This is a genomic window from Streptomyces sp. NPDC007991, from assembly GCF_042958445.1.
Classification (GTDB): domain Bacteria; phylum Actinomycetota; class Actinomycetes; order Streptomycetales; family Streptomycetaceae; genus Streptomyces.
Window position 1 is genome coordinate 638,333 of record NZ_JBIBJD010000005.1, and the last position, 24,396, is coordinate 662,728.

The 24,396-nt window shown below is 69.2% G+C and carries 21 protein-coding genes, 1 tRNA gene and 1 pseudogene; 9 read left to right on the top strand and 14 right to left on the bottom strand.

Features of this window, described 5'->3' with window-relative positions:
- Nucleotides 1–177: 177 nt before the first annotated feature.
- The 3 genes from ACFZDA_RS17490 to ACFZDA_RS17500 form a co-directional block, all read right to left on the bottom strand.
- Nucleotides 178–1,392: a family 1 glycosylhydrolase gene (locus tag ACFZDA_RS17490; RefSeq protein ID WP_391081601.1), complete on the bottom strand. Its 1,215-nt coding sequence runs from the start codon at nucleotides 1,390–1,392 to the stop codon at nucleotides 178–180.
- A 112-nt stretch (nucleotides 1,393–1,504) separates the two neighbouring features.
- Nucleotides 1,505–4,054, bottom strand: a complete 2,550-nt coding sequence (locus ACFZDA_RS17495) for a glycoside hydrolase family 3 C-terminal domain-containing protein (RefSeq protein WP_391081603.1) — start codon at nucleotides 4,052–4,054, stop codon at nucleotides 1,505–1,507.
- Nucleotides 4,055–4,505: 451 nt separating this feature from the next.
- Nucleotides 4,506–5,323 (bottom strand): IS5 family transposase gene (locus tag ACFZDA_RS17500; protein WP_391081606.1). Its coding sequence is split into 2 segments (ribosomal slippage): nucleotides 4,506–4,963 and nucleotides 4,963–5,323, totalling 819 coding nucleotides; the frame shifts between segments, so codons are not numbered across the junction.
- Nucleotides 5,324–5,907: 584 nt separating this feature from the next.
- Here ACFZDA_RS17500 and ACFZDA_RS17505 point away from each other — a divergent pair.
- From ACFZDA_RS17505 to ACFZDA_RS17515, 3 genes are read left to right on the top strand one after another with little or no spacing between them, the layout of a single operon-like run.
- A complete protein-coding gene (locus tag ACFZDA_RS17505) occupies nucleotides 5,908–6,909 on the top strand; it encodes a DUF6192 family protein (protein ID WP_391081610.1) in 1,002 nt (333 codons plus the stop codon).
- Nucleotides 6,910–6,911: 2 nt separating this feature from the next.
- The gene (locus tag ACFZDA_RS17510) at nucleotides 6,912–7,331 is read left to right on the top strand and encodes a RacP protein (protein WP_391081612.1); all 420 of its coding nucleotides are present in this window, start codon (nucleotides 6,912–6,914) and stop codon (nucleotides 7,329–7,331) included.
- 57 nt (nucleotides 7,332–7,388) lie between these two features.
- Nucleotides 7,389–8,258, top strand: a complete 870-nt coding sequence (locus ACFZDA_RS17515; protein WP_391081615.1) for an IS5 family transposase — start codon at nucleotides 7,389–7,391, stop codon at nucleotides 8,256–8,258.
- On the opposite strand, the gene ACFZDA_RS17520 is transcribed toward ACFZDA_RS17515, so the two are convergent.
- From ACFZDA_RS17520 to ACFZDA_RS17530, 3 genes and pseudogenes are all read right to left on the bottom strand, one after another.
- The gene (locus ACFZDA_RS17520; protein ID WP_391081617.1) at nucleotides 8,230–9,156 is read right to left on the bottom strand and encodes a S41 family peptidase; all 927 of its coding nucleotides are present in this window, start codon (nucleotides 9,154–9,156) and stop codon (nucleotides 8,230–8,232) included. The genes ACFZDA_RS17515 and ACFZDA_RS17520 overlap by 29 nt on opposite strands.
- A 196-nt stretch (nucleotides 9,157–9,352) precedes the next feature.
- Nucleotides 9,353–9,610: pseudogene (locus ACFZDA_RS17525) on the bottom strand (lyase family protein); the annotation flags it as partial.
- Nucleotides 9,611–9,759: 149 nt separating this feature from the next.
- Nucleotides 9,760–9,930 carry a hypothetical protein gene (locus ACFZDA_RS17530; protein ID WP_391081620.1) on the bottom strand — a complete coding sequence of 57 codons (171 nt, stop codon included), beginning with the start codon at nucleotides 9,928–9,930 and terminating at the stop codon, nucleotides 9,760–9,762.
- Between the two features lie 972 nt (nucleotides 9,931–10,902).
- Here ACFZDA_RS17530 and ACFZDA_RS17535 point away from each other — a divergent pair.
- From ACFZDA_RS17535 to ACFZDA_RS17560, 6 genes are all read left to right on the top strand, one after another.
- Nucleotides 10,903–11,190: a helix-turn-helix domain-containing protein gene (locus ACFZDA_RS17535; RefSeq protein ID WP_391081622.1), complete on the top strand. Its 288-nt coding sequence runs from the start codon at nucleotides 10,903–10,905 to the stop codon at nucleotides 11,188–11,190.
- Nucleotides 11,187–12,755, top strand: a complete 1,569-nt coding sequence (locus ACFZDA_RS17540) for a helix-turn-helix domain-containing protein (RefSeq protein WP_391081625.1) — start codon at nucleotides 11,187–11,189, stop codon at nucleotides 12,753–12,755. Before ACFZDA_RS17535 ends, ACFZDA_RS17540 begins: the two co-directional genes overlap by 4 nt.
- Nucleotides 12,755–13,327: a transcriptional regulator gene (locus tag ACFZDA_RS17545; RefSeq protein ID WP_391081628.1), complete on the top strand. Its 573-nt coding sequence runs from the start codon at nucleotides 12,755–12,757 to the stop codon at nucleotides 13,325–13,327. Before ACFZDA_RS17540 ends, ACFZDA_RS17545 begins: the two co-directional genes overlap by 1 nt.
- A gap of 62 nt (nucleotides 13,328–13,389) precedes the next feature.
- Nucleotides 13,390–13,463: transfer RNA gene (locus tag ACFZDA_RS17550), tRNA-Met, on the top strand.
- A 665-nt stretch (nucleotides 13,464–14,128) separates the two neighbouring features.
- Complete coding sequence (locus tag ACFZDA_RS17555) at nucleotides 14,129–14,497, top strand: hypothetical protein (RefSeq protein ID WP_391081631.1); 369 nt, start codon at nucleotides 14,129–14,131, stop codon at nucleotides 14,495–14,497.
- Nucleotides 14,497–15,174 carry a restriction endonuclease gene (locus tag ACFZDA_RS17560; protein WP_391081633.1) on the top strand — a complete coding sequence of 226 codons (678 nt, stop codon included), beginning with the start codon at nucleotides 14,497–14,499 and terminating at the stop codon, nucleotides 15,172–15,174. Before ACFZDA_RS17555 ends, ACFZDA_RS17560 begins: the two co-directional genes overlap by 1 nt.
- Nucleotides 15,175–15,459: 285 nt before the next feature.
- On the opposite strand, the gene ACFZDA_RS17565 is transcribed toward ACFZDA_RS17560, so the two are convergent.
- From ACFZDA_RS17565 to ACFZDA_RS17600, 8 genes are all read right to left on the bottom strand, one after another.
- The gene (locus tag ACFZDA_RS17565; protein ID WP_318807473.1) at nucleotides 15,460–15,783 is read right to left on the bottom strand and encodes a 2Fe-2S iron-sulfur cluster-binding protein; all 324 of its coding nucleotides are present in this window, start codon (nucleotides 15,781–15,783) and stop codon (nucleotides 15,460–15,462) included.
- A 1-nt stretch (nucleotide 15,784) separates the two neighbouring features.
- The gene (locus ACFZDA_RS17570) at nucleotides 15,785–17,026 is read right to left on the bottom strand and encodes an FAD-dependent oxidoreductase (RefSeq protein WP_391081637.1); all 1,242 of its coding nucleotides are present in this window, start codon (nucleotides 17,024–17,026) and stop codon (nucleotides 15,785–15,787) included.
- The gene (locus ACFZDA_RS17575) at nucleotides 17,023–18,312 is read right to left on the bottom strand and encodes a cytochrome P450 (protein ID WP_391081640.1); all 1,290 of its coding nucleotides are present in this window, start codon (nucleotides 18,310–18,312) and stop codon (nucleotides 17,023–17,025) included. Before ACFZDA_RS17575 ends, ACFZDA_RS17570 begins: the two co-directional genes overlap by 4 nt.
- Nucleotides 18,313–18,358: 46 nt before the next feature.
- The gene (locus ACFZDA_RS17580; protein WP_391081643.1) at nucleotides 18,359–19,702 is read right to left on the bottom strand and encodes a D-arabinono-1,4-lactone oxidase; all 1,344 of its coding nucleotides are present in this window, start codon (nucleotides 19,700–19,702) and stop codon (nucleotides 18,359–18,361) included.
- A gap of 48 nt (nucleotides 19,703–19,750) precedes the next feature.
- Nucleotides 19,751–21,022: an MFS transporter gene (locus ACFZDA_RS17585; RefSeq protein ID WP_391081646.1), complete on the bottom strand. Its 1,272-nt coding sequence runs from the start codon at nucleotides 21,020–21,022 to the stop codon at nucleotides 19,751–19,753.
- Nucleotides 21,023–21,064: 42 nt separating this feature from the next.
- Complete coding sequence (locus ACFZDA_RS17590) at nucleotides 21,065–22,267, bottom strand: alanine racemase (protein WP_391081746.1); 1,203 nt, start codon at nucleotides 22,265–22,267, stop codon at nucleotides 21,065–21,067.
- Between the two features lie 111 nt (nucleotides 22,268–22,378).
- Nucleotides 22,379–23,245, bottom strand: a complete 867-nt coding sequence (locus ACFZDA_RS17595) for an SDR family NAD(P)-dependent oxidoreductase (RefSeq protein WP_391081649.1) — start codon at nucleotides 23,243–23,245, stop codon at nucleotides 22,379–22,381.
- Between the two features lie 76 nt (nucleotides 23,246–23,321).
- Nucleotides 23,322–24,293 (bottom strand): SMP-30/gluconolactonase/LRE family protein, encoded by a 972-nt coding sequence (locus tag ACFZDA_RS17600; RefSeq protein ID WP_391081652.1) that lies wholly within the window; start codon nucleotides 24,291–24,293, stop codon nucleotides 23,322–23,324.
- Between the last annotated feature and the right edge of the window lie 103 nt (nucleotides 24,294–24,396).

The following is a 24,396-nucleotide window of genomic DNA, read 5'->3' on the forward strand; positions in this document are numbered from 1 at the left end:
CCCGTCGCGCCGTCGCCGACCACCGGCTCCGGATCGCGCACGAGGCCCCGGCTGCGGCTGCATCCGGGGCCAAGCTTCAGCTGCTCTGGGCACGTCGGCGATGATTCGGCCGCTCAGGCCGATGCTGTCACCGGGCTGAAGAGGTCACCGCCACGCCGTCCGTGTCGTTGCACCGCCTTATGCGCCGGCCCGCGGCAGCACCCGGGTCCGGCCAAGCCCGCCGAGCCAGGCCGCCGACGGCTTGGGGGTGCGCTCGAAGGTCTCGGGGTCGACGGCGATGAGTCCGAAGGTGGGCTTGTAGGAGCCCCACTCGTAGTTGTCGAGGGCGCTCCAGTGCAGGTAGCCGCGCACGTCGAGGCCGTCCTCCAAGGCGGCGGCGACCTCCTGGAGCGCTCCGGTGGTGTAGTCGATACGGCGGCTGTCGTCATCGGTGGCGATGCCGTTCTCGGTGACGATCAGCGGGAGATCGCCGACGACCTTGGCGGTGTGCCGTAGGGCGTGGCCGAGGGCCTGGGGGTAGTACTCCCAGCCGTTGAGAGTGCGTTCGGCGTCGTCGGGTGCGGGCAGGGGGCCATCGGGGCCGATCCTGGTGCGGGTGTAGGACTGGACGCCGATCCAGTCGTCGCCGCGGGCGGCCTCCAGGAACACGTCCTCGCGGGGGTGACGGTAGGCGGCGGTGACCTCATCGGCGCCGGGCAGGGCCTGGTAGACCTGGTTGGCGACGGTCCAGCCGACCTGGATGTCGGCGGAGATCGCCTTCACGGCGGCCCTGGCACGGTGGTGAGCGTCGATCAGGGCGTCGCCGATGGCCTTGTCGGGAAGCGGGAGGCCCGCGAGGAGTGGCTCCTCGGTGCCGAGCTCCTGGACTGCGCCGAAGATCGCGGCGATGTTGGGCTCGTTGATGGTGCACACATGCCGGACGCCGGTGCCGATGACGGGCGCGGTGGCGGCCACGTACCGCTCGAAGAGAGCGGTGGCGCCGTCCGCGGTCCATCCGCCACGCTCGGCGAACCATCTGGGCACGGTGAAATGCTGCAGGGTGACCATCGGCCTAAGGCCGCGCTCCAGCGCGCCCTCAACCATCCGCCGGTAGTGCGCGATCGCCGCGCGGGAGAAGTGTCCCTCGGCGGGCTCGATACGGGCCCATTCGATACTGAAGCGGTAATCGGTGAAACCGAGCCCGGCGAGCAGGTCCATGTCCTCGGGCCACCGGTGGTAGCTGTCGGCGGCGTCACCGCTGCGCTCGGCGATGGACTGCGTGGCGGACCCGCCGCGCTGTTCCAACTGCCACCAGTCGCTGTTGACGTTGTTGCCCTCGATCTGGTGGGCGGCGGTGGAGGCTCCCCACAGGAAGCCGTCAGGGAAGGGGAGACCGTCGGAAGTGGGGGTCACGGAGGGGCCTTTCCGAAATCGTGCCGTCTGCGAGGGCGATGTGAGCAACGGCCGCGTGGCAGTGGTGGGTGACTTCTACTGGTGGGCGGATGGGCTGGCTGGACAGCTGGCTTCAGCGGGTGCGGGCGTGGTGGGGGTCGACGGCCGTATCGACGGCCAGGCGCAGGTCGCGGCTGGAGCGCCCGATGTGGAGCCGGTAGCGGCCGGGCGGGGTGTGCCAGTCCTGCGTCTGGGTGTCCCAGATCTGGAAGGCCCGTGCGGGTACGTGGACCTCGGCGCTGGCGCGGGCGCCGGCCTCCGCGTGGACGGTGGCGAAGCCCGCGAGGAGGCGCACCGGCCGGTCGACGCCGTCCTGCGGGGGCTCCAGATAGACCTGGACGACCTCGCGGCCCGGGCGCGGGCCGGTGTTGGTCAGTTCCACGGTCAGGTTGAGCCCGTCTCCGCCTGCGGGGCTGATCAGGGAGGCGGCGGAGACGGGGGACTTGAGGGAAAGGGTCACGGCGTCGTAGGACCAGTGGGTCCAGCCGAGGCCGTGGCCGAAGGGGAAGGCCGGAGCGAGTCCGGCGCGGTCCCAGGCCCGGTGGCCGACGTGGACGCCTTCGGTGTAGTCCACGATGCCGTCGCGGGGGCGGGCGTCGGGGACGGGGACGTCTTCTGCCCGGGCGGGCAGCGTCCACGGCAGTCGGCCCGACGGCTCGGCGCGGCCGAGGAGCACGTCGGCCAGAGCGTGCCCCGCCTCCTGGCCCGGCAGCCACGCCCACAGCAGCGCGGGAGCTTCGTCGGCCCAGGGCAGGAGCACGGGCGCTCCGGCGTTGACGACCACGATCGTGCGCGGGTTGGCGGCGAGCACCTCGCGCACCAGCTCGTTCTGGTGGCCGGGCAGGTCCATCCCGGTGCGGTCCCAGCCCTCGGACTCGACCTCCTCGTTGGTGCCCACCACGACCACGGCCACCTCGGCGTCCGCCGCCGCGGCCACGGCCTCGGCGATCTCCTCGTACGGGGTGGGCCCGGGCGGAGCGTGCCGCAGCTGGGCGGTGACGAAGCGGTCGTAGCCGCCGGCGTCGACGACGGTGAGGTCCACCATGAGGGCGACGCGGCGCGGCTCGTCACCCACGTGGAGTTCGATGTCCTTGAGCGGGGGGTGGTGGTGGCTGGATTCGAGTACCAGCTCCACGCCCCGGTCGTCGTCTCCGGACCAGATCTCGGCGCCGTCCACGGTCACCGAGAAGCGGCCCACGCACCCGACCTGCAGACGGTGTGTTCCGGGCTCGGTCAGGGTCAGCACTGTGCGCAGGACGACGCGGCGGGTGGCGGGGGTGAAGGCGCCGTAGGCGCTCCAGTCACCGCTGCGGCGCAGCTCGCCACCGACCAGGGTGCCGTCGGCGTCGAAGAACTCGGCCCGCACCCCGGGTGCACTGGTGTCCGGGTCGGCCGGCAGGTCACCGGACACGAACGGGGCGCCCAGGCGGGAGTCCCCGCCGCGGTGCACGCTCAGGCGCACCTGCTCGGGCAGGGCGGCGCGCAGCCCTTCGGCGAAGGAGACGGTGCGGATCGCCGGGACGAACGCGCTGCCGCCTCCCTGTAGGTAGGGGTCCACGGCGTTCGGGCCGATCAGCGCCACGCTGCCCAGCCTCTCCGGGGACAGCGGCAGCAGGTCCTGCCCGTTACGCAGCACCACCGTGCCACGGGCGGCGACCTCGCGCAGCAGGCCGAACTCTTCCGGCCCCGGCGCTGCGGGAGTCGCAGACGGCCGCGGATCGTGGCCCGGCGCCCCGAGCCGGCCGGTGTGGCGGGCCAGGCGCAGCAGCCGCAGCACCTTGTCGTCCACCAGGTGCTCCGGCACCTCGCCGGCGCGGACAGCCGCCACGAGAGCCTCGCCCCAGGGGCCGTGCGGGCCGGGCATCACCAGGTCCAGGCCGCCGAGCGCCGAGGCCACCGTCGATTTGGTGGCGGACCAGTCGCTGACCACCGGCCCGGCAAAACCCCACTCCTGCTTCAGGACCTCACGCAGCAGCCGCGTGTGCTCGGTCATCGGCGCCGACTGCGTGCCGTCGTCGACCCCGGAGTAGGCGGCCATCACGCTCCACGGCTCGGCCTCGGCAAGGACCTGCTCGAACGGAGCCAGGTACACCTCACGCAGCGTGCGCTCATCCAGCCGGGCCCGGTAGCGGGTGCGGTCGGTCTCCGAGTCGTTGGCCACGAAGTGCTTCAGGCACGCGCCGACGCCCCGCCCCTGGAGGCCGCGGACGGCCGCGGCGGCCACCGCCGCAGTCAGCAGCGGGTCCTCGGAGAAGTACTCGAAATGCCGGCCGGCCACCGGCGTGCGCTGCAGGTTCACCGCCGGCGCCAGCACCACGTCAACGCCCTTGCGTTGCGCCTCGATGGCGAACAGCTCCCCCAGCCGCTCGGCGAGGCCCGTGTCCCACGCCGCCGCCACCGCGCTGGGCGCCGGGGCCAGCAGCCCGGTGTCCGCGGGGTCGTCCAAGGTGCCGCGAACCCCCTGCGGGCCGTCCGACACCGTCACCGCCGCCAGCCCGAGCCGGGGCTCGGCCGGAACTTTCCACAGGCTCACACCCGTCAGCAGCCGGACCTTCGACTCCAGGTCCAGGCCCTGGATGCGGCAGGTCAGCTCGGCGTCATCAGGCAAGACAGCGCGGCTCATGCTGGTCCCATCGGATCTAAGCGCTTAACTTCTTCGGTACGCCGGAATCTAAGCGCATAGAAACTGGCCTGTAAAGAGCAGAGACCCACAGCAGGGCACAGGAGCCGAGGCGGAAGCGGCGAGCGCCAGCTCCTGCGGCGATCCCGGCGAGGCATGACCGGCGGTTGGCGGTGGTCGGCGTCACCCAGCCGATCGGCGTTGAGCCCGTTCGCCGAGGTTGGTGCGCCAACTATTGCGCGAGCCTGTTCGCCCAGGTCAACAGGCGTATGGGCGTGGTCGGGGGCTGCCATCACCGTTGTGATCGCTTTGCCCATGTCCCTGGCTGGGGTGAGGAAGGGACGGTGGGATGGGCGGTGCGGACGCGGCCGGGGATCGGGGCGCGCTCGCTCGTGTTGCGCGTCGGCGGGGCCTCCGCGCGGTGCCGCCGGTCAGTGCGTGTTTCTAAGAGGTCCTAACAAAGGCGTCGGACGTGTCGGTGGGTGATCAGGCAGGTGGCGAGGCCGAGGAAGGCCTCGTGGATGTCGTCGCGTCGCTCCCAGCGGATCCGCAGTCGGCGGAAGCCGTGCAGCCAGGCGATCGTTCTCTCGACCACCCACCGGAAAACACCCAGGCCAGAGCCATGTTCCACGCCTCGTTCGGCGATGACCGGGCGGATGCCGCGCTGCCACAGGAGTCGGCGGCACTTGTCGTGGTCGTAACCGCGATCGGCGAGCAGGGCGTCGGGTCTGCGTCTGGGCCGGCCGACAACGCCCGCCACGGCCGGAACCCTGTCCAGCAGAGGCAGTAACTGGGTGACGTCGTTGCGGTTTCCGCCGGTCAGCGACACCGCGAGCGGGATGCCCTGCCCGTCGGTCAGGACGTGGTGCTTGCTGCCCGGCCGTGCGCGGTCGACGGGGCTGGGTCCGCTTTTGGGCCGCGCCGGGCCGCCCTGACGTGGGAGGAGTCGATCACTGCCCGTGACCAGTCCAGCTTCTTCGCGGCCCGCAGCTTCTTCAGCAGCACCAGATGCAGCTCGTCCCACACTCCGGCCTCGTTCCATGCGGCCAGGCGCCGCCAGCAGGTCATGCCCGAGCCGAAGCCCAGCTCCTGCGGCAGGTACTCCCACTGGATGCCGGTGTGCAGCACGAACAGGATCCCGCACAGGGCCTGCCGGTCCGGTATCCGCAGCCTGCCCTCGACCAGCTTCGGCCCCGGCTTGGGCAACAACGGCTCGATGAGCGACCACAGTTCGTCCGAGACGATCCACGGCCGCGACTCCCTCTTCCCCACGGCAGGACCAACGAGCAACCAGACCGACAGTCACATGATCGACAGCTTCTGTTAGGACCTCTAAGCCCAAGTTCTGAGTAGCCGTGAGCCCTACGCTGGCGTGGTGTCCAAGGACACCGGGAAGGCCGGGGACAGGATCTGTCGGGCTTGTGGTGAACGGCTGAGGCCGGACGCCCGGCCCGGTGCCGTGTTCTGCTCGTCGGAATGTCGGTCCAGGCAGTGGCGGAAGGAGCGGCGGCTGCGCAAGCGCCTGGCGGCCGTCCAGGGTGAGGCCGACACGGCTGAGTGCCCGGAGTGCGGGACCCGGTGGGTGCCTGGCGTCGACCGTCGCTCGGACGCCCGGTACTGCTCACGACGATGTGTGGTGAGAGCCTGGAGGCGCCGCAAGGAACCGTTCGCAGATCGGTCACAGTGACCGCTGGTCGAACGCATCCTGAGTCCAACTTCGTTCAGGGTCCGGTCATTTACGGTCATTCGTTGTGATCTTAGGATTTTCGGTCTGACTCTCGGTGACAGATGCGGGACCTGACCTATCACGGCCCGAAGTGCCGCGCCTGGGACCGCAGTTGGTGGTGAGACACTCCATGACAGAAGTGGCCGAAAAGGTCGGAAGCGTCAGCCATTCCCGCTACGAACAGATCGTGGCCGAGCTGCGGGACGTCGTCGAACAGCTGACACGCGGGCAGTTCACGATCGGAGACCGCGCCCTGGAGATCGAGCCGATGAGGCAGCGAGGCGGCCCGATCGCGGAGACCGAGTACACGGTCGAGCAGTCGATGAAGCGGCTGGCCGAGGACATCGGACTGAGCGCCTCCACGGTGAAGACCACGAGGTGGGTGGCCTCCCGCTGGCCGAAGGAACGCCGCCAGCCCAAGATCGCGTCCTATACCGTCCACCGTGCTCTGGCGAACATCGAGGATGAGAACGAGCGGTTCGCTGCGATTCTGACGCCACCGGACGGCAAGGCCCGGTGGAACACGGACGACGCCAGCCGGCGGGTGGGACAGCAGGTCGAAACTCCCATCACGACGCAGGAGAAGGTCACCGCGATCCATTCACTGGCCCAGGACGAGGAGGTCGCCGCGGCGGTGACCACGGACTTCCTCAAGCGTCCGCAGGTGGCGGCCAAAGTGTCGTCGGAGGACAAGGTCCGGGTGGTGGAGGAGTTCACCCGCGACGAGACGGTCGCGACGACCGCCGCCACCAGCCTGCTGCGCAGGCCGGACGTCGCCTTCAAGGCGATGAGCGACGACACCGCCCGCTTCCAGGCCAACCATGCCCAGGCCGAACGCAGTCGGCAAGCCCGCGAGCACTTCGAGGAGACCAGCCCGGTCGCCCCGGCCGTGCGTCACCTCGACCGAACGGTGGAGTTCCTGGACCTGGTCACCGCCTGCCACTCGTTCGTCGCCGCGGCCGGCCGCACCGTCCCCGGCCTGCGCGACCGCACCCTCAACGACGACGAGCGCACGATCGTGCATGAGAATGTCGCCCGGGTCCGGGCGACCCTGGACTGGATCGAGACCGCGGTCGACACGGGCAAGGTCGACATGGACGACGAGCTCGCCCGCATGTTGAAGGGCGAGTAGGCATGCCCCGCGCCTCACGGCGACGGGGCGACGCAGCCAGACGTCACGCGGACACCCTGCGGTTCGTGCTGTTTGAGGCCAGACCCGCCGGCCTTGAGTTCCCTCAGCTGGTACGCGCGAGTGACCTGTCCCCGAGTCAGGTCCGTTCGGGGATCGCCGCGCTGAAGGATCAGGCCGCGGAGAAGGGATGGCCTCCGCTGACCTGGACCAAGGCGACGGGCTATCAGCTCGGCGCGGAGAGGCCGGTGCTGGAGGCATACGAACGGGCGGTGGTCAGGGAGAAGCTGACCGAGTTCCGCCGGTTCATCACCGGCACCGTCGCCCCGCACGCCGCCACCCACCCGAACGACAAGTGGGTGAAGCACATCGTCGCCCAGCTCAACTCCATCGAGTCCACCCTCGACCTCATCGCCAGCTCCTGACCTGCGGCGGGACCGCCCTGCGGGCGGCCCTGCCGCACCGTCTGAAGGCCAGCCGTCATGCGCAGTCGCTGTTACCCCTCGGACACCACCAATGCTGAATGGGCGCTGCTCGAAGGGCTGTTGCCCAGCCCGGCCTGCGAGACCAGCAAGGGCGGCCGGCCGGAGAAGCATCCCCGCCGCGAGATCGTCGATGCGATCCGCTACGTCGTGGACACCGGCTGCAAGTGGCGGGCCCTGCCTGCGGATTTCCCGCCCTGGCGCACGGTCTGGGGGTTCATGGCCCGCTGGGCCGCTGCCGGGATCGTCGGCCAGATCCGTGATCATCTGGCGGGCCGGATCCGCCGTGACATGGGCAAAGGACCCCGAGCGGTGGCCACCGTGATCGACTCCCAGAGCGTGAAAGCCGCTGAGACCGTCTCCAAGGCCACCCGCGGTTACGACGCGGGCAAGAAGATCAACGGCCGCAAGCGCCACCTGGTTGTCGACACCCGCGGACTTCCCTTGCTCGTCATGGTCACCCCCGCCGACCTGCATGACGCCGCAGCCGCCAAGGAAATCCTCTTCCGCCTGCGCCTGATGCACCCCGAGATCACAATCGTGTGTGCCGACTCCGCTTACGCCGGGAAGCTCGTGGACTGGGCGAAACAGCACCTCAACCTCACGATCAAGCCGGTCAGCCGTCCCAAGGACGCCTCCGGCTTCATCGTGCTGCCCCGCCGCTGGGTCGTCGAGAGGTCGCTCGCGTGGATGATGCACGCCCGCCGCCATGCGAGGGACTACGAACGGCTCATCCAGCACTCCGAGACCCTGATCACCTGGGCCGCCATCACCCTCATGACCAGGCGTCTCGCACGGAAGGGGGCCACCCCCAGCTGGCCGAGGAAACCGCCGGAGCATTTCACGGTTGACGACAGGCAGCCTGTTTGAGGAGCCAGCTCTGTGCTGCCTGCAGGACCTCGTCCCGGTTACGTGCCATCGGGCGTGGGTCTTTGACAATCTCCACGTCTGGAGGAATCGGCGCGTCATATGCACGGCCCGTTCGGTCCGCGTCCTTGACTTCCGTGAGGAGCAGCACAGCTCCGTCGGCTAGGTGGTACGGCTTGTTTCCCGTGGGGACGCCGTAGGTCTGCTCGCCGAAGAACCGGGTGTCAGGACGTCCCCGGAAGGCCACCACGACCGCTTCACCCGAACTGCCTGTTCGCTTACCGGTCAGGACCGCGACCGGCGGGGCGCTCTTGGCGAACGGTCGGCCATCGCCCCAGCCGACCAACTTGCCGTCTTCGTATGGACTCCCGTGCTTAATCGACCAAACGGACTTGCTGCCGTCGGCATCCACGAACGCACCGACCGTGCCATCGCCCAGGATTGGACCTACCACCGCAAGCATCGGCCACATGTTGCCACCAGTGTCCGAGCGCAGATCCACCACCCAGCCGCAGGCTTTACCCGCGCCGGCCTTCGCCACGGCTCTCCGGCCCTGCCGCACGTACTGGTCGTACGCCTCCTGAGACCCCAGCACACCAGGCAGAGAAATGTAGCCCACACCGCTTTTCAAAGAACGGCCTTTCAGGCCATCGAAGTTGACTACAGACCCTCCATAACGCTCCTTCGCCTCCTCAGGCTCCCAGAAAACACTGTGCCCGTCGCCCAGCGCATTTAGAGCCGAGTAGATCGCCCCGTACGTATCCGCCGTCTTCTGCGCGCCGCGCGCCTGTGAGAACGCCCTGCTCCGCAAGTCCGGCCAGTCAACCTGGTGACGAACAAGAGAGTGCTTCTCCATGATGTTCAGCGCCTGCGACAGGTAGGTCCGCGCACTGGGCGACATGTCGGAAGCCGCTGAATCGTGCGAACGGCTCGTGCACCCCGTCGCGGCGACCGCTACTCCAACCACGCCAGCGCAGACCGCCAAGCGTAGTGAACGTTCCCGCCGCATCCATCCCCCCGAACAGGCTCTCGACTCACGAGCAACCCTAACCCTGACGATCAGCTACTGACGAAGCACCACAGATCAGAAACACGCACTCACGGATCTCACGGCATGCCTCCACGATGGCGGCCGCCTTCCTCGGATCCAGCCGGCCGCCTTCCTCGTTCGCCAGGGCGGCGGCCTCCTTCACGGCGGCCAGAGCGCCGATCAGGTGCGGGCAGGCGGCAATCGGCGTGCCGGTGATGGCGAAGTTCTCCCTGGCGCGCAGGGTGTGGATGCCCCAGTACGCCTCGGCGGGGACGTCGCGATAACCGAGCAGGTCGTGCTCGCTGCGGTGCGCTACGGCGGTCATGGCAGGCCGGGCCTTCCTCGGAGCGTGTTCAGGCGTGCGGGTGCGTGGGGTGCGGCAAGAGGGAGAGCGAGCACGGTCCGCCAGGGCGGTGAGACTGCCACGACCGCGCCGCGGAGAGTCCGGGCACTCTCACCGCCGTCGGTACCGGCTCAGAACGACTCGTCCTTCGCCTTGTCGCAGGCGCCGCCGGACGGCAGGAACCAGGCGGTGCCGCCGTAGAAGGGGACGGACGCCTTCGGCCATCGCCCATCGGGCGGCAGGACCTCGGCCCGGATGCCGTCACTGGGGGCGAGGGCGAGGCGGTGGTTCTGGTTCGGCATAGGCCGATTGCAGCAGCGGGCCGGGCAGCGCGTCCAAGACTCAATCCCGATGTAGCTTATAAGGCGGCCCTATAAGGCGGTCTCTGCCGCGGGTCAGCCGGCTCTCCGTCCGGGAGACCATCGCCGCGGGACGGCGGGCTGCGGCGGCTGATCAGCGCGATACGCAGCCGCTTCGATCCGGAGCACACCTTCCGCTTCGCGAAGCAGGCCGTGAGCTGGACCGTTTGAGGGCCTCGCCTGCCCGGCCCGTCCTCCCAAACCCCGAGGTGCCGGCCCGGGACGGCCACCCGGAGCCAGGAACAAACACCGGGCACCCGCTGGGACTTCGGCAAGACGTCAAACCGCCCCCAGCCGCTCGAAGCCATCGGCAAGCCCGGAGGATCTTGGCAGACAAGAACAATCTCAATGGCAGCCCGCTGTCCGCAGACGCCCCCCGGCAGGCTTCTTGAGCTATGGACATCAGCTCGCCGGGCATCGCCCGGAACAGCACGAAGACGCCGCACTGCGAACGCCGCGACGCCCTCCTCCAGCCCGACGAGCGCACCGAGTTCGCGGCCCGGTTCCCGGTCGGCCACCAGGCGCAGACGGCGTTCCTCCTGGCCCGCTACGCCGGCAACGCCTCCCTGGTCGCCGCGCTCTTGGGCACTGGAGTGCGTACGGTGCGCCGCCACTGCCGTGGGTGGCCGCCACCGCCGGGGCTCCGGCTGCGCCGGGCCCTGCGCCGCAGCTGTCGTGGACCTCGTGTGCCCGCGGTGCCTGGCCGATCGTGCGGTGGAACAGGCGCGCCGGGCGAATCGGGAAGCCCGGCGCGCGGCCCGACGGCTACCCGTGATCGGGGCGGCATGGATCGCTGACACGCCGCGTACCCGAGAACCTTCAGCTCCCTCCGAACGCTGAAAGCGTTTCCGCATCAATGATAGTGAAAAGCTGACCTTAATGCGGAAGTTGCATGGGTTCAGGTAAGATGGTGGCATGGGATTGCGCTTGGAGGAGTCGCTGCGGCTGGCGGTGGCCGCGTTGATGCAGGTAACGGGTGAATCGCAGCGCTCGGTCGCGGGGGTGCTGGGACTGACGCAGACACAGGTGTCGCGCCGGCAGTCGGGCGCCATCTCCTGGAGTCTGCGCGACGTCGACGTCCTGGCCGAGCACTACGGCATCGGCGCGCTGGATCTCCTGGCGGGTCCGACCAGAGCGTGCGAGGCTCTGCCCGCCGACAGGCGTCGTACCGTGCGGACCGAAGCGAGGGGGACGGGCCGGTGAGCGGCTTCGACGCGATCGACTCGCTGCTTGACGCCGTCGGCCCCCAGGCCGAACTCCCGCCCTGCCAGGTGCGCCGCGAGCTGCGGGAGCGGGCTCGGCTGTCCAAGGCACAGGTGGCACGCGCGCTCGGCGTGAGCCCCTCAACCCTCAGCGGATGGGAAAGCGGCCGGGACCCGGTCGGCGAGATCCGCACCAAATACGCCTACCTGCTGGACGGGCTGAACGCCAAGCTCGCCACCGGATCCGAGACCGAGACCGAGGCGGCGCCGGCTGCGGAGCAGCCCGTCACGTCAGGCACGGCCGCGACCGTCACCCCCTTGTCTTCGCCCGACCTCGGCCAGGACGAGGACGGCGACGACGTGCAGCTGCTCGTCGCCCCCGAGCCCTGCGTGCTGTGCGGCCGTCCGGCCGGACAACGCGTGGCGGGGTTCGCTCAGCACCTGACCCCGGCCGACTGCCGGCCCACCGCCACCGGGGCCCCAGCTGCCCCGCCAGCCGGACAGCCCACCGCGCACACCTCGAAAGCGGCGCTGCGCACGCCACGTCCGGCGCGTGCGACGGAGCGTTCCAGGGGCCCGGCCCGCCATGCGTTCCAGGAGCCGTCCGGCCCGGTCGACCTGATCCGCAAGGCCGTGCAGGGTGCGCTTGCCGAGCACCGGGGCGACGTCGACGCAGCCACGGCGGCGCTGGTGAAACGGGCTATCCCGGACGCGATGCGACTGCTGGACGAGACCCGTAAGGGCGCCCGCTACGACGTGATCGCGCACCCCTGGATCCCCGACATCCTCAAGAAGCAGACCGCGCGCGGCGCGGACCAGATCTGGGAAGCCCGCCCCAAGTGGACCCGTCACGAACTCCCGCCCGGCCGGCACCAGGTGACCGCGCTCGACATCAACGGCGCCTACCTCTCCGCCCTCAAGACGCACCTACCCCTGGGCCAGCTCGAGCACTCCACCGGCCTCGCCCACGACCGCCGCCGCTCCGGAGTCCATCTGATCACCCCGCCCGAGTGGGAGCACGAGGCGGTGCTGCCCAACCCGATCGGCCAGCGGGACGAGCCCGGCCCCCTGTGGGTCACCGAGCCGACGCTCCGCCTCCTGCTGCGCCTGTCCGGTCCCAGGCACCAGCTGTGCGAGCCACCTCAGATCCACGAGTCGTACACCTCCGGGGCGACGGAGAACCTGCTGGAGAAGTTCCGCATCGCCCTGAAGGACGCCCGCGACACGGCGATCGAGCAGGGCGACACGGTGACGCTGGAGTACGTGAAGGCGATGTACTCGAAGTTCGTCTCCACGATGGGGGAGTCGAACTACAACCGGGAGCTCTACCGGCCGGACTGGATGCACCTCATCCGCAGCCAGGCCTTCGCCAACCTGTGGCTCAAGGCGCTCAAGGCCCATGACGAGGGCCTGGCCGTCGTCCGGGTGATGGGCACCGACGAACTCCACGTCATCGGTGACTGGCGCCGTGTCTTCGCCGAAGGCCGAGCTGTCACCGAGGTCAAGGTCAAGGACACGTACACCGCCGGAACCAACGTCGCTGAGCACGCAGGCGAGGGGGAGTAGTGCCGCAGAAGAACATCGACTTCGGACGGTTCGGCGCCCGGGGCATCAAGGGCAGCGACGCCGTCGCCCGCAAACTCGACGAACTCGCGGGCGGCATCGCCACTCCCGTGACCGCCAAGCGCGGCTGGATGGCGCGCCTGCACTACCTGACGAAGTCGCCCCAGACCCTGAAGGCCGCGCAGGACGCCGGACTCACCGTGACCCACCGGACGCTGAAGGCCTGGCTGGAGGGCAAACGCCGCCCCTCCAAGACCAGCCTGGAACGCATCGACCAGGCATATCGGACGGTGCGCCGTCACAACGTCGCCCGCCATCTCCTCAGACGCCTCAACCGCGACGGACGCGGCACCCGGGTGGAGATCCACCCGCTCAACCAGTCCCAGGTGCCGCAGCAGCTGCAGCGCGTGGTGGAGTACCGGACGATGAACGTGCGCCGCTGGGACCGCATCGTCGGCTCCTGGGCGGCCGGTGACCACCAGAGCCTCGAGGCCGCGTGGCAGGACACGATCGTCGACCTCGGCTCGCAGTGGGGCCAGTACGAGTACGTCACCAACGTCGGCTTCGCCGCATAGGGCCCTGCGCCGGAAGGCGGTCTTCGGCGCCTGCTGGGATGGCGTACGGTGGGGGATACCGACGCGGGGTGGAGCAGCTCGGTAGCTCGCTGGGCTCATAACCCAGAGGTCGCAGGTTCAAATCCTGTCCCCGCTACTGCCGAAGAGGGCCCGGATCCACGAGATCCGGGCCCTCTCGCACTCCCTGGGCCCCGACCGGCTGGGGCGGGGCGGTCTTTCGGCCTGGCGGCACGATTCGCTCTGGAGCGCGCGACGTCCTCGTTCAGCGAGAAAGGCCGGGCTTTCTGGCACAGGCATCATCACGGACAGGGGATGCCCGCGCGCACGTTCCCGAACTGCGTCGCCGCATCACCCAGCGCCTGCACATCTCCAAGAACATCGACGGCTCCACCCTCACACACCTGCCCGAAGCGGCCGAATGACCCCATGACGGACCCCCGGACCCGCCCTCGCCGACGAAACGCAAGCCCCAGGCCGCGCACACGCACCGGTCTTCAACCCGCCGTCGGCCCGAGGCGTAGCCACAACCGCCGGGGCTGCCCGTACCCCTCTCGGCCCCGCCGAGAAAGGCAGCCCCACAGCGCCCCCGCGTCGAAAGCCGCCCATCGGCACCTGACCTGCCTCTCAGACGGAGCGCATCGAACACGTACTGCTTCATGCCATTTCTGCATGTGATCGAAGTGACGGAAACAGAGCACTGCGATCCATGAGCACCTGCATCGGCCACCCCAGCCGCACCAGAACACGCCAGTCCAGTCCGCATGACAGGAATTTCCGCAGACCCGAGGACCGCTGTCCCGCATGTTCGAACACCGCCGGACCCATGACCGCATCACGGCGCGTTTTCGAGGCACTGCCAAGGCCTCCACTGATCAAACCGGCGGATTTGTCAGTGCCCGCTGCTACACCAATTCCCAGAGATCAGACCGCAGTTGGCGGCCTGACGACACGGAGGAGGAAGCAGTGGCGAAGCCGCCCGAGGGTTACTACAAGGTGCGCAGTCATTACCGGCGCAAACCCCGCCCCAGCGCGAAGAAGCTGAGCGGCTGGTCGATCGCAGGGCTGATCGCGGTGGTGTGGCTGTGGAGCCAGCTCATCGGCTTCGGAGAAGCCTCCCCGACAACACCGCAAACCCCTACACCATCAGTGTCAGCGAGCGTGGGCCACTGATGCCCCGCCGCTCGCCCCGGCTGCGCCCACCCCGCGGCGGCAGGGAACAGGCCGCCGCCGCGGCCGTCGCCTGCGCCGCACTCTGGCTGCTGGCCAAGATCGCCACAGCCACATGGCAGGCAGCCGTCCGCATCTGGCCGTTGCTCGCCCTCCTTGCGGCTCTCGCCCTGGGGTACGCAGCCTGGAAATTCATGCGCGAGGCACGGGCCCAGAAAGTGCGGGCCCAGACGCTGGCCCGGCTGCGGATCACGCTCGCACAGCTCGACGCCATGGACGACCGGGCCTTCGAGTTCGCCCTGCGTGACCTGCTCCTTAGGGACGGATGGAACGCACGACAGGTCGGCCGACAAGGAGACCAGGCCGCAGACGTCATCGGTGAGGACCGCCAACGCGGCAGAATCGTCCTGCAGGCCAAGCACACCACCGTCGCCGGCAAAGTCGGCTCGTCAGTGATGTACCAGGTCAAAGGCACCGCAGGTCCCGCGCACGGAGCCGACACCGCAGTCGTGGTCACCAACGGCTCCTTCACCCGGGACGCCCAAGCATGGGGCGAGCGCCACCAGGTGCACTGGGTCGACCGGGACCGGCTGCGCCGGTGGGCCGAACACGGCACGCCCCTGCAAGACCTTCTGCGGCTGCCCACGGCTCGCAAGACACCCCTGCGCCGGGCCGCATGAAGAAGCGCGCGCGTTCGCGGATTCTTGCAGGGGCGAACCGCTGAACCCGCTCCTGTCCCCTGGTTGGGGACAGGAATGGGGGCGGGTTCGTCCGTGCCTGCGGGGGATGAGGGCTTGTACGCGCCGGACTCTTCGGGGGCCGTATCGTCTTTTTTTGCTCGCCCTGTGACTCTCGACTCTCCTGGTCGACGTCGGCGTGCCGCTCGCCGAGCCGCTTACTCAGCTCGGTGAGCCCGGCATCGAGCCGGCCGAGCCACCCTGGCACCAGAGACATGGCCCGCCCACTTAGAACTGGGTGTCAGGAATGTGCACTTCCATCCCGGCCATGTCGGCTGTCACAGGGATTTGGCAGGTGAGGCGGCTGTTGGAGGTGCGTGACGCCGGTACGCCCTCGAGGATCATCTCCTCGTTTTCGTCAGCCGGAGCAAGGAGCGGTAGGTGCTTGTCGTCGATGTAGGCGTGACAGGTTCCGCAGGAAGCGCAGCCGCCGCAGTCGCCGATGATGCCGGGCACGAGATGGTCGAGTGCCGCTTGCTTGAGGCTCTGGCCGACGGCGGCCTCCACGGGGTGCGGTGTTCCGTCGGCCTCGATGAATCTGATCACTGGCACGTCAGGCACGCCTTTCTGCGGTGGGTTGGTGTCGCTTCATCAGTTCGGACAGCGGGAGGTCTTCCAAGGCGGCTTCGTCCCCGGTCATGGCGGCCCGCGCCGTGACGAGTTGCCGGGCGGCCGTGAAATCGCGCGGCCGGTTGACCGCGTGCAGGCCGGTGATGATGCCGTTGCGCAGATACACCACGCTGAAGGAGTTCGATGACGGGTCGCCGCGGACGACTTCTGTGTCGCCGGTCTGCGGCAGGCCGGCCGTCTGGATCTTGTGGTCGTACTGATCGGACCAGAACCAGGGCGCCGTGAAGCGCTCGGTCGGCTTTCCGCACAAGGTGCGGGCCGCGGTTCTGGCCTGGTCGGTAGCGTTCTGAACGGATTCGAGGCGTACGCTGCGGCCGAGGAAACCGTGCCACTGTCGTGTGCAGTCGCCCGCGGCGACGATGTCGGGGTCCTCGGTCCGGGCCACGGCGTCGACCAGGACACCGTCGTCGACGGCCAGTTGCGCGGTGGCGGCCAGGGTGTCGTTCGCAGCGATCCCCACGCCGGTCAGGATCAGGTTGGCTCTGACCACGGTGTCATCGCTGAGCTCCGCAAGGAGGGCTGCGTCGCGCCGGGCGACGCTGCGGACACACACGCCTGTGCGCAGATCGACACCGTGATGGCGGTGCTCGCGTTCGACGAAGGCGGAGACGGCCGGTGGGCACGTCCGGGCCAGGACTCGCGGCTGGGCCTCTACGAGTGTCACCGCGATCCCCATGGCGGTCGCGGCGGCCGCCGTCTCCAGGCCGATGAATCCGCCGCCGACGATCAGCAGGGTGCCGCCGGAGCGGAGTTCCTGCCGCAGCGCGATCGCGTCGTCGAGGGTGTGCAGAGTCCTGCCTGCGATGTGGCCGGGGCCGAATGGGAGAGGACGCGGACTGCCACCGGTGGTGAGGGCCAGCTTGTCGTAGCGCAGCGTGCGGCCGTCGGCCAGGGCGACGGATCGTGTCCGGCGGTCGATCCCGACCGCGGCAGTGTCCAGTTCGATCTCGATGCCGGCGTTGGTGTAGGCGTCCAGGGCGCGAGTCCGCAGGGCCACCTGCTCGACTTTGCCGCGCAGGAACGCTTTGGACAGGGGCGGGCGCTGGTAGGGCAGGTGGGGTTCGGCCCCGACGAGCAGGATCCGGTCGCTGAAACCGTTCTGCCGCAGTGCCACGGCCAGTTCCGAGCCGGCCTGTCCCGCACCGACGATGACGACGGTCTTCACCGGTGTACCCGTCGGATGGTGACCGGCAACGCCGTCAGCTGCCGCATCAGGGAGTGGGCCGCCCATGCGTGATCGTCTCCGACCAGTGCGATATCGACACCGGGCGCGGTCAGCGCGGTCACGGCGATCTCGGTGAGCATCCGGGCCACGTTCCTGCCTGGGCACAGATGGGCACCGCCGCCGAAGGTCGCGCCGTGCTGGATTGGCCGGGTCAGCCGGTAGCTGTCGGGGTCGTCGAAGACCTCGGGATCGCGATTGGCCGCGGCCCACATCATGACGACCGGTGTGCCGGCGGGGACGAAGACGCCGTTGTACTCGACGTCCTGCAGCGTCAGTCGCTGGCTGAGCATCAGCGGGGACTCCAGACGTGTGCCCTCGTAGAAGGCACTGGTGACCAGCGCCGGGTCGGCACGGACCTGTTCCAGGGCCGTTTCGTCGCTCAGCATGCGGAAGACCACGTTCTCGATCGCCACACCGATCGTGTGGAAGCCGTCGAAGAAGTTCGAGGCCACCAACGAGCCGATGTCCTGCGGCTTGCCCTCCATGTCGATCGTGGCGAGTTCGGCCGCCATGTCGTCGAGAAGCGCGTTGCCTCCGTCCGACCAGGCCTTTTGAACGGCTTCTCCGACCACGTCCATGTACGTCGCCGCAGCGGAGAACAGGCGCTGCGACTGCTCGGGCGTGCGGGTGAGCAGGAACGTCAGGCTCATCTCCTCCATGAGGTGCTGGACGTGCGCCGCCTGGTTGCTGCTCAGCCCGAGTTGCTCGGCCCAGAAGCGGGTGACGAACCGCCCGGCGAACTCCCGGGAGAAGTCGGTCCGGTCGCGCCCGGCGCACTCCTCGACAAGTTCCTGTGCGAGGCGTGCGGCGGAGGGGGCGAAACGGAGGATGTTGCGGGGCATCAGTGGCCGGACCAGGAGATTGCGGTACGGCTGATGCAGCGGAGGGTTGGTGGTGAACACCTGGTTCCGCAGGAACCTGCCGTACCCTTCGGTCTGTTCGGGATCCGGTTTGGTCACGGGCCCGGAGCCGAGGTCCGCTTCGGTGGCCATCCACAGGACGATGTCCGCGGGCACGTTGCCCAGCGCCGGATTCGCGGCAAGCGTTCTGGCGTCTTTGTTGCGGAGCACGACGAGGCTGTTCATCGGGCCGCGGAGAAAGTCGGTTCCTTCTCGGCCCCGCAACTCCTGTGCCGCTTCCACGAAGTCGCGTGAGAAATTGTCGAACGTGATGAAGTCCTCGATGGCGGGAAGATCTGCCACCGAAGTCAGCTGTGTGGAGGACATGGGTTTGACTCCCGCCTTTCTGTGATGAGCTGTGGACAGGGCCGGGTCAGTCGCCCAGGACTCGTCGCAGGTATGCGTTGGTGAAGCGCCGATCCGGATCGAGGCGGTCGCGCAGTGCGGTGAATTCACCGAAGCGTGGATACGCCGCCGCGAAGTAGTCGGCGTCACGTGTGTGCAGCTTGCCCCAGTGCGGGCGTCCGCCGTGCGCGGTGAAGATGCGCTCCGCCGCGGCGAAGTACTCACCAAAGGGCATGCCCCGGTAGGTGTGGACGGCGATGTATCCGCTCTCACGGCCCGACGCTGTGGAGAGGGTGATGTCGTCCGCGGGTGCCGTACGCACTTCGACGGGAAAGCTGATCCGCAGATCCGAACGGTCGACCATGGCCTTCACCTCGCGCAGGGCGTCGATCAGTGCCTCGCGCGGGAGGGCGTACTCCATCTCGATCATCTTCACCCGGCGGGGGGAGGTGAAGACCTTGTACGGGATGTCCGTGTAGGTGCGGGCGGAAAGAGCCCGGCTCGACACCCTCGCTATGGCCGGGACGGCGGCGGGCACGGCCCGCCCCAGCGAGTTGGCTGCCTGGAAAACACCGTTGGAGAGAAACTCGTCCTCGAACCAGCCTCTGAACCGGCCCATCGGGGCGAGCGGACCTGTGCTGCGGTTGTTGCGCAGGGTGTTGCAGTTTCCGGTGTGCGGGAACCAGTAGAACTCGAAGTGCTCGTTGGCCGCGTGGAGTTCGTCGAAGGTCGCGGTGACCCTGTCGAACGTCATCGGTTCGTCGTGCGCGGTGAGAAGGAACAGCGGTTCCACGGCGAACGTGAGGGCACTGACGACCCCGAGCGCGCCCAGCCCGATGCGTGCAGCGGCGAACACGTCCGGGTTCTCCTTCTCGGAGCACGTGAGCAACGAGCCGTCCGCGGTCACCAGTTCAAGGCCGCGTATCTGGGCCGCGATCGCGGCCGAGCTGCGGCCCGTGCCATGGGTGCCCGTACTGGTCGCGCCGGCGACGGTCTGCTCCATGATGTCGCCCATGTTGGTGAGTGACAGGCCTTCCCGGGCCAGGGCGGCGTTCAGGTCCCTGAGCGGTGTGCCCGCTTCCACGGTCACGGTTTTGGCCTCCCGGTCGATGGCGCGAATGCCCCTCAGGCGGTCGGGCCGTATCAGCACGCCCTCGGTCGCGGCAGCGGCGGTGAACGAGTGGCCGCTGCCGACGGGCTTCACCGGCAGGCCGTCCTCGGCGGCCTCGCGCACGACGGCGCAGAGCTCATCGACCGAGGCGGGTGCGACGTCCCTCACCGGGCGGGCGGTGACGTTCCCGGCCCAGTTCCGCCACACACTCCCCTTCGCGCGGTCCTTGCCCGCGTGCGCGCCGTAGCGGGTCGTTGCCATGTTCCTCTTCTCCCCTCGGTGAGCTGGGCGGTGGTGCCATTTGCGCATCTAGCGGACGGAACGGATGCGGTAGACGAGGACCGCTCCGACGGCGGCGGCCGCGCCTACGAGCGCGAAGAGGAGCGGGTAGCCGTGCTGCGAACTGATGATCGCTCCGGCGATCAACGGGGCGATCGCCGGGGGAAGGACCGAGCCGATGTTCATGATGCCGAGGTCCTTGGCCCGGCTCTCGGCGTCGGGGAGCACTTGTGTGATCAGGGCCTGGTCGACGGCCATGTACGCACCGAAGCCGCCGCCCATGAGAGCGGATGCCACCATCATGACGGTGAGGTTGGGGGCGCTCGCCAGCAGGAAGCCGGAAGCAGCCTGGAGCAGCGCCGCCAGGGCGACGAAGATGCGTCGTCGGCCGAGGCGGTCGGACAGCACACCGGCGGCGGCGGTGGCCAGAAGGCCGGCCAGGAGATAGACAACGGTGCAGACCAGCAGGCTGCCGGCCGGATCGGGGACGTTGAGGCCGTCGCTGAGGAAGTAGAGCGTGTAACACGTGCCCAGCGAGTTCGCCAGATTGACCAGGAGCCGTCCGCTGAAGGCCCAGGCGAATTCCCGGTTCCTGAGCGAGCTGCCCATCGACGCGAGCAGTTCCGCGAGGCTGAGCGGCGCCTCGACGGTGAAGGCGATGTCGCGATGGGCGGCCAGGAACGGCACCAGAGAGACGATCAGCAGGACCGCGATGACGGCGAAGCCGGACATGGGGGAGAGTCCGAAAGCCGACACGAGGGCGATGCCGACGACCACGCCGAGGGCCTGGGGACCGTAGATGGCGCTGGAGATCATGCCGCGCTGGTCCTCGGGAACACGGTCGGCGATGATGGCGGTGAGCCCGGCGGTGGCTGCGCTGAGACCGATCATGCTGGCCGCCCACGCCACGACCACGCCGGCCACGGTGGTCTGAGCGCCGGTGACGATCAGCCCGGCGGCGAAGGCGACAGCGCCTGCCGTGAGCCAGAGTCTGCGCCGGCCGAAGCGGCTGCGGGAACGGTCGCACAGGGCGCCGCACAGGGGCAGGGCGAGGAGTGCGACCAGCCCGGAGACACCGTTGACGACGGCGAAGTCGTAGACCTTCGAGGCCGGATCGATCGCTTCCAGCTGCTGGGGGAGCAGCAGTTGGAGGGGGACGAGGTTTGCCATCCAGAAGCCGAACCACACCAGGCCGTACAGACTGGCCCAGCGGCGCGAGACGGGTTCGGCCGGTCCCTGGGCGGTGGCCGGGCCGAGGGGGCTTGCCAGGGCAGGAGCGGGGGAGTTGACGTCGGGGAGCATCGGGCCTCCGGGGGAAGGTGGGCCGCGGATGGGGGAGACGGGTCAGAGGAAGGCGTGTCCTTCACCCCGGTAGGTGGGGGCCTGGCCGACGATGTCGCTGCCGGAGACCAGGTGGAGGGTGTTCACCCGCTCGCACAGTTCGCCGGCTTTGGCGTGCCGGAACCACACGTGGTCGCCGAGGCGCAGTCCGTGTGCTGCCGGGCCGAGCACCGGTGTCTGCACCTCCCCCGCTCCTTCCAGCGGGTTCATCCGCAGGCCCCGGGGCCAGCTGAGGGTGGGCAGACGGTCGCGGCCGGGCGGGCCGGAGGCGACCCAGCCGCCCCCGAGTACGGTGGCGATCCTGTCCGTGGGACGGCGTACGACCGGCATGACGAAGTAGGCGGCGGGCCGGGGACAAAAGCGCCGGTAGAAGTCGAACAACCCCGGTCCGTACAGGCCCGAACCGGCGCCGATCTCGGTGATGACGTGTTCGGCCGAGGTCTGCTCCACGGAGCCGGTGCCGCCGCCGTTGACGAACTCCAGCGGGGTGACGGTCTCGACCGCGGCGATCGCGGCGGCGCGCCGGTCGGCCAGTTCACGTGCCGACAGACGCTGCATGGCGCGCAGCGCGGCGCGCTTGAGAGGGGATCCGGGCTGGTTGTCCCCCATGCCGGCGATCTGTCCTTCGTAGGACATGATCCCGGCCAGGTGGAATCCCTGACGGCTCTGGATCGCCCGGGCGAGCGCGGACGCCTGCTGCGGGGTGTGCACGGGGGAGCGGTACGGGCCCAGGTGGATGCGTCCGCCGGCCAGTTCCAGGGAGGCGTCCAGATCGATGCACAGCCGCAGACGGGGGCGGGCCACGCCGACGGCCTCGTCGATGAAGTCCAGCTGGGCGACGGAGTCGATCATGAGGGTGATACGTGAGGCCGCCCGCTCGTCCTTGGCCAGCTGCTGCAACGCGGTGCGGTCCGCGGTCGGGTAGCCGATGACCACGTCCTCGTGGTCCTCGGCCAGCCACAGGGCTTCGGGCAGGGTGAAGGCGAGAATGCCCCGGTAGCCCTGGCGCTTCAGAACGCGCTGGATCAGGTCGCGGCTGCGGACCGACTTGCTGGCCAGGCGGATCGTGGCGCGACCGCCCGTGCGGTGCACCAGATCGCCGGCGTTGGCGTCGAAGGCATCGAGGTCCACCACGGCGAACGGCGGATCCACGTGCTGGGTGGCCTGCTCCAGTTGGGCCATCCGGGCCTCGCTGAAGCCGGCCATGGCGGAGGCGGCCGATTTCATGTCCGGCCAGGACGCCACATGTGCGCTCACATCCGCACCCTTTCTCGGTAGTTCGGTGGACCGGCCCGGCAAGCGGCGGCCGGAACCGCGTCAGACGGTGGAGCGGTCCGAAGGCCGCGCCGTAGCGGAGCGGTGGCGGCCCGTGGGGGCGATGATCCGCTCCCGCTGCTTTCGTCCCTTGGCCTCGGCGAGCGGGATCACCCACCGCATCAGGCGGGGGAAGACGCCGGCGATCCGCTGGATGCGGCCGCCCAGGGGAGGGAACACCACCTCGACCGGCTTGGAGACGATCGCGTCGACGACGGTCTTGGCGATCTCCTCGGGCGCGTAGGACTTCTCGGCGAAGGAGATGGCGCAGGCGGGGTCGGCCAGTTCCTGCTCCAGCATGTCCGTGCGCGTGGACGGAGGATGAATGATCGTGAAGTCCAGTGGCCCGTCGCGTTCCTCCAGGGCCACGCTGTGGTGAAAGGCCCGCAGCCCGTGTTTCGAGCCGCAGTACGTCGCGTATCCGGGGAGCGGGAGGAACGACGTCATGCTGCAGACGGTGATGATGTGGCCGCGGCCCTGCGCGGTCATCCGCTCGATCGCCGTGCAGGTGCCGGTGACGGCGCCGAGCAGGTTGACCTCCAGGATGTCGCGGTGCTGCCCGGGGCCGAGGTCACGTGCGTGGCCGGTGTGGGTGATGCCGGCGTTGTTGACCAGCACGTCGACGGCTCCGAACGCGGCCTGCGTCGCTTCGAACGCCCTGACCCACGCCGCCGGATCCCGGATGTCCAGGACACAGCCGGCGGCCCGGCCGCCCAGACTGAGCGCCCTGGCCTGTACGGCCTGCTCGTTGACATCGGACAGCATCACGCGGTGACCGCGTGCGACCGCCGACTGCGCGATCGCGGCCCCGATGCCGGAGGCCGCGCCGGTGACGAGAAGGACCCGGCTGTTTTCAGACGCTTCTCTCATGGCCAACAGAGTCTCCTGGTCGAGTGTCCAAGTCAACTGTCCGATACGAGATGGTCCTCGTTCGCCCCTCGGGGATTCACAGCCGGAGCATCTCGATGCGACCACCGTTCAGCTTCGCGGCACGGACGGGATCGTCGGTCGGCACCGTCGCGGCGAACAGGGTGCGCCCGTCGTGACCTGCGACCAGGCAGCTCAGGGTGTTCTGGCTCGTCGCCACGCGGTCGAGGACGCGGCCGCCCTCGGCCACACGCACGCATTCGCCGCGCAGCGCGTTCGCGATCCACATCGTCTCGCCGTCGCCGTGCCAGGCGATGCCGTCGGGCGCGATCGGTGAGGCGGAGCGCTTGGCGATGGCCGGGTGGTCCAGCAGCGCCGAGATCCTGCGGGTGATCCGGCCGAGAAACCCCGGATGGTTCACCGCGCGCCACAGGAACGGCGAGATCAGCGGGGCCCAGGGGCGCGGCTGTCCGAGCGTGCCGTCGGGCAGCACGGGGAAGGCGGTCAGCCGCATGGCCAGGGTTTCGGCCACCACCATGGTGGCGGCGTCGGCCGTCAGGACGCATCCATTGGGGAAGAGCACCGGCTCCGTCACCCCGAGCAGGGTCCCGTCCGCGGCCAGGCACGCGATCGGTGCCTTCGTCGGGCCGGGCGGCGCGTAGAGCATGGCGTTGGCGTGCTCGCGGGCGAACGCATGGTAGTCAAAGCCGAAATTGCCCACGTACGCACGTCCGTGCGGGTCGACGAGCATGTCGTTGACCGGGCCGCCGACAAGGTGCCGCAGATCCGCGTGCTCGGCAAGCTCGCCGTCTGCTTCCAGCCGGTACACCACGCCTCCGTCCATGGAGGCGACGAGCATGCGCCCGTCCGGAAGCCAGCCGAGCCCGCCGGCCCGGCCGGGAACCTTGAGGACCGTCTCGGCCTCTCCCGTACCGTCCCAGCGGTGCACCGTGCCGTGTGCGAGGTCGGAGAACCACAGAGCTCCCTGATGCCAGCGCAGTGACTCGGGAACGCCGAAACCGCTCAACGCGACCGATGCCGTCCGTTTCATTCCAGCCGCTCCTTGGTGACGGGCCCTGGGCGTGGTGTCGCTGCCGCAAACCGAGTTGGTCATCCGTACAAGACGCTTGACTTGCACGGGTGACCGTCTCATT

Coding starts and splice junctions, on each gene's coding strand:
- ACFZDA_RS17495 (WP_391081603.1), bottom strand. CDS start 4,054: ATGAGCCGCGCTGTCTTGCCTGATGACGCCGAGCTGACCTGCCGCATC.
- ACFZDA_RS17505 (WP_391081610.1), top strand. CDS start 5,908: ATGACAGAAGTGGCCGAAAAGGTCGGAAGCGTCAGCCATTCCCGCTAC.
- ACFZDA_RS17510 (WP_391081612.1), top strand. CDS start 6,912: ATGCCCCGCGCCTCACGGCGACGGGGCGACGCAGCCAGACGTCACGCG.
- ACFZDA_RS17515 (WP_391081615.1), top strand. CDS start 7,389: ATGCGCAGTCGCTGTTACCCCTCGGACACCACCAATGCTGAATGGGCG.
- ACFZDA_RS17520 (WP_391081617.1), bottom strand. CDS start 9,156: ATGTCGCCCAGTGCGCGGACCTACCTGTCGCAGGCGCTGAACATCATG.
- ACFZDA_RS17530 (WP_391081620.1), bottom strand. CDS start 9,930: ATGCCGAACCAGAACCACCGCCTCGCCCTCGCCCCCAGTGACGGCATC.
- ACFZDA_RS17535 (WP_391081622.1), top strand. CDS start 10,903: ATGGGATTGCGCTTGGAGGAGTCGCTGCGGCTGGCGGTGGCCGCGTTG.
- ACFZDA_RS17555 (WP_391081631.1), top strand. CDS start 14,129: ATGTTCGAACACCGCCGGACCCATGACCGCATCACGGCGCGTTTTCGA.
- ACFZDA_RS17560 (WP_391081633.1), top strand. CDS start 14,497: ATGCCCCGCCGCTCGCCCCGGCTGCGCCCACCCCGCGGCGGCAGGGAA.
- ACFZDA_RS17575 (WP_391081640.1), bottom strand. CDS start 18,312: ATGTCCTCCACACAGCTGACTTCGGTGGCAGATCTTCCCGCCATCGAG.
- ACFZDA_RS17580 (WP_391081643.1), bottom strand. CDS start 19,702: ATGGCAACGACCCGCTACGGCGCGCACGCGGGCAAGGACCGCGCGAAG.
- ACFZDA_RS17585 (WP_391081646.1), bottom strand. CDS start 21,022: ATGCTCCCCGACGTCAACTCCCCCGCTCCTGCCCTGGCAAGCCCCCTC.
- ACFZDA_RS17590 (WP_391081746.1), bottom strand. CDS start 22,267: ATGGCCGGCTTCAGCGAGGCCCGGATGGCCCAACTGGAGCAGGCCACC.
- ACFZDA_RS17595 (WP_391081649.1), bottom strand. CDS start 23,245: ATGAGAGAAGCGTCTGAAAACAGCCGGGTCCTTCTCGTCACCGGCGCG.
- ACFZDA_RS17600 (WP_391081652.1), bottom strand. CDS start 24,293: ATGAAACGGACGGCATCGGTCGCGTTGAGCGGTTTCGGCGTTCCCGAG.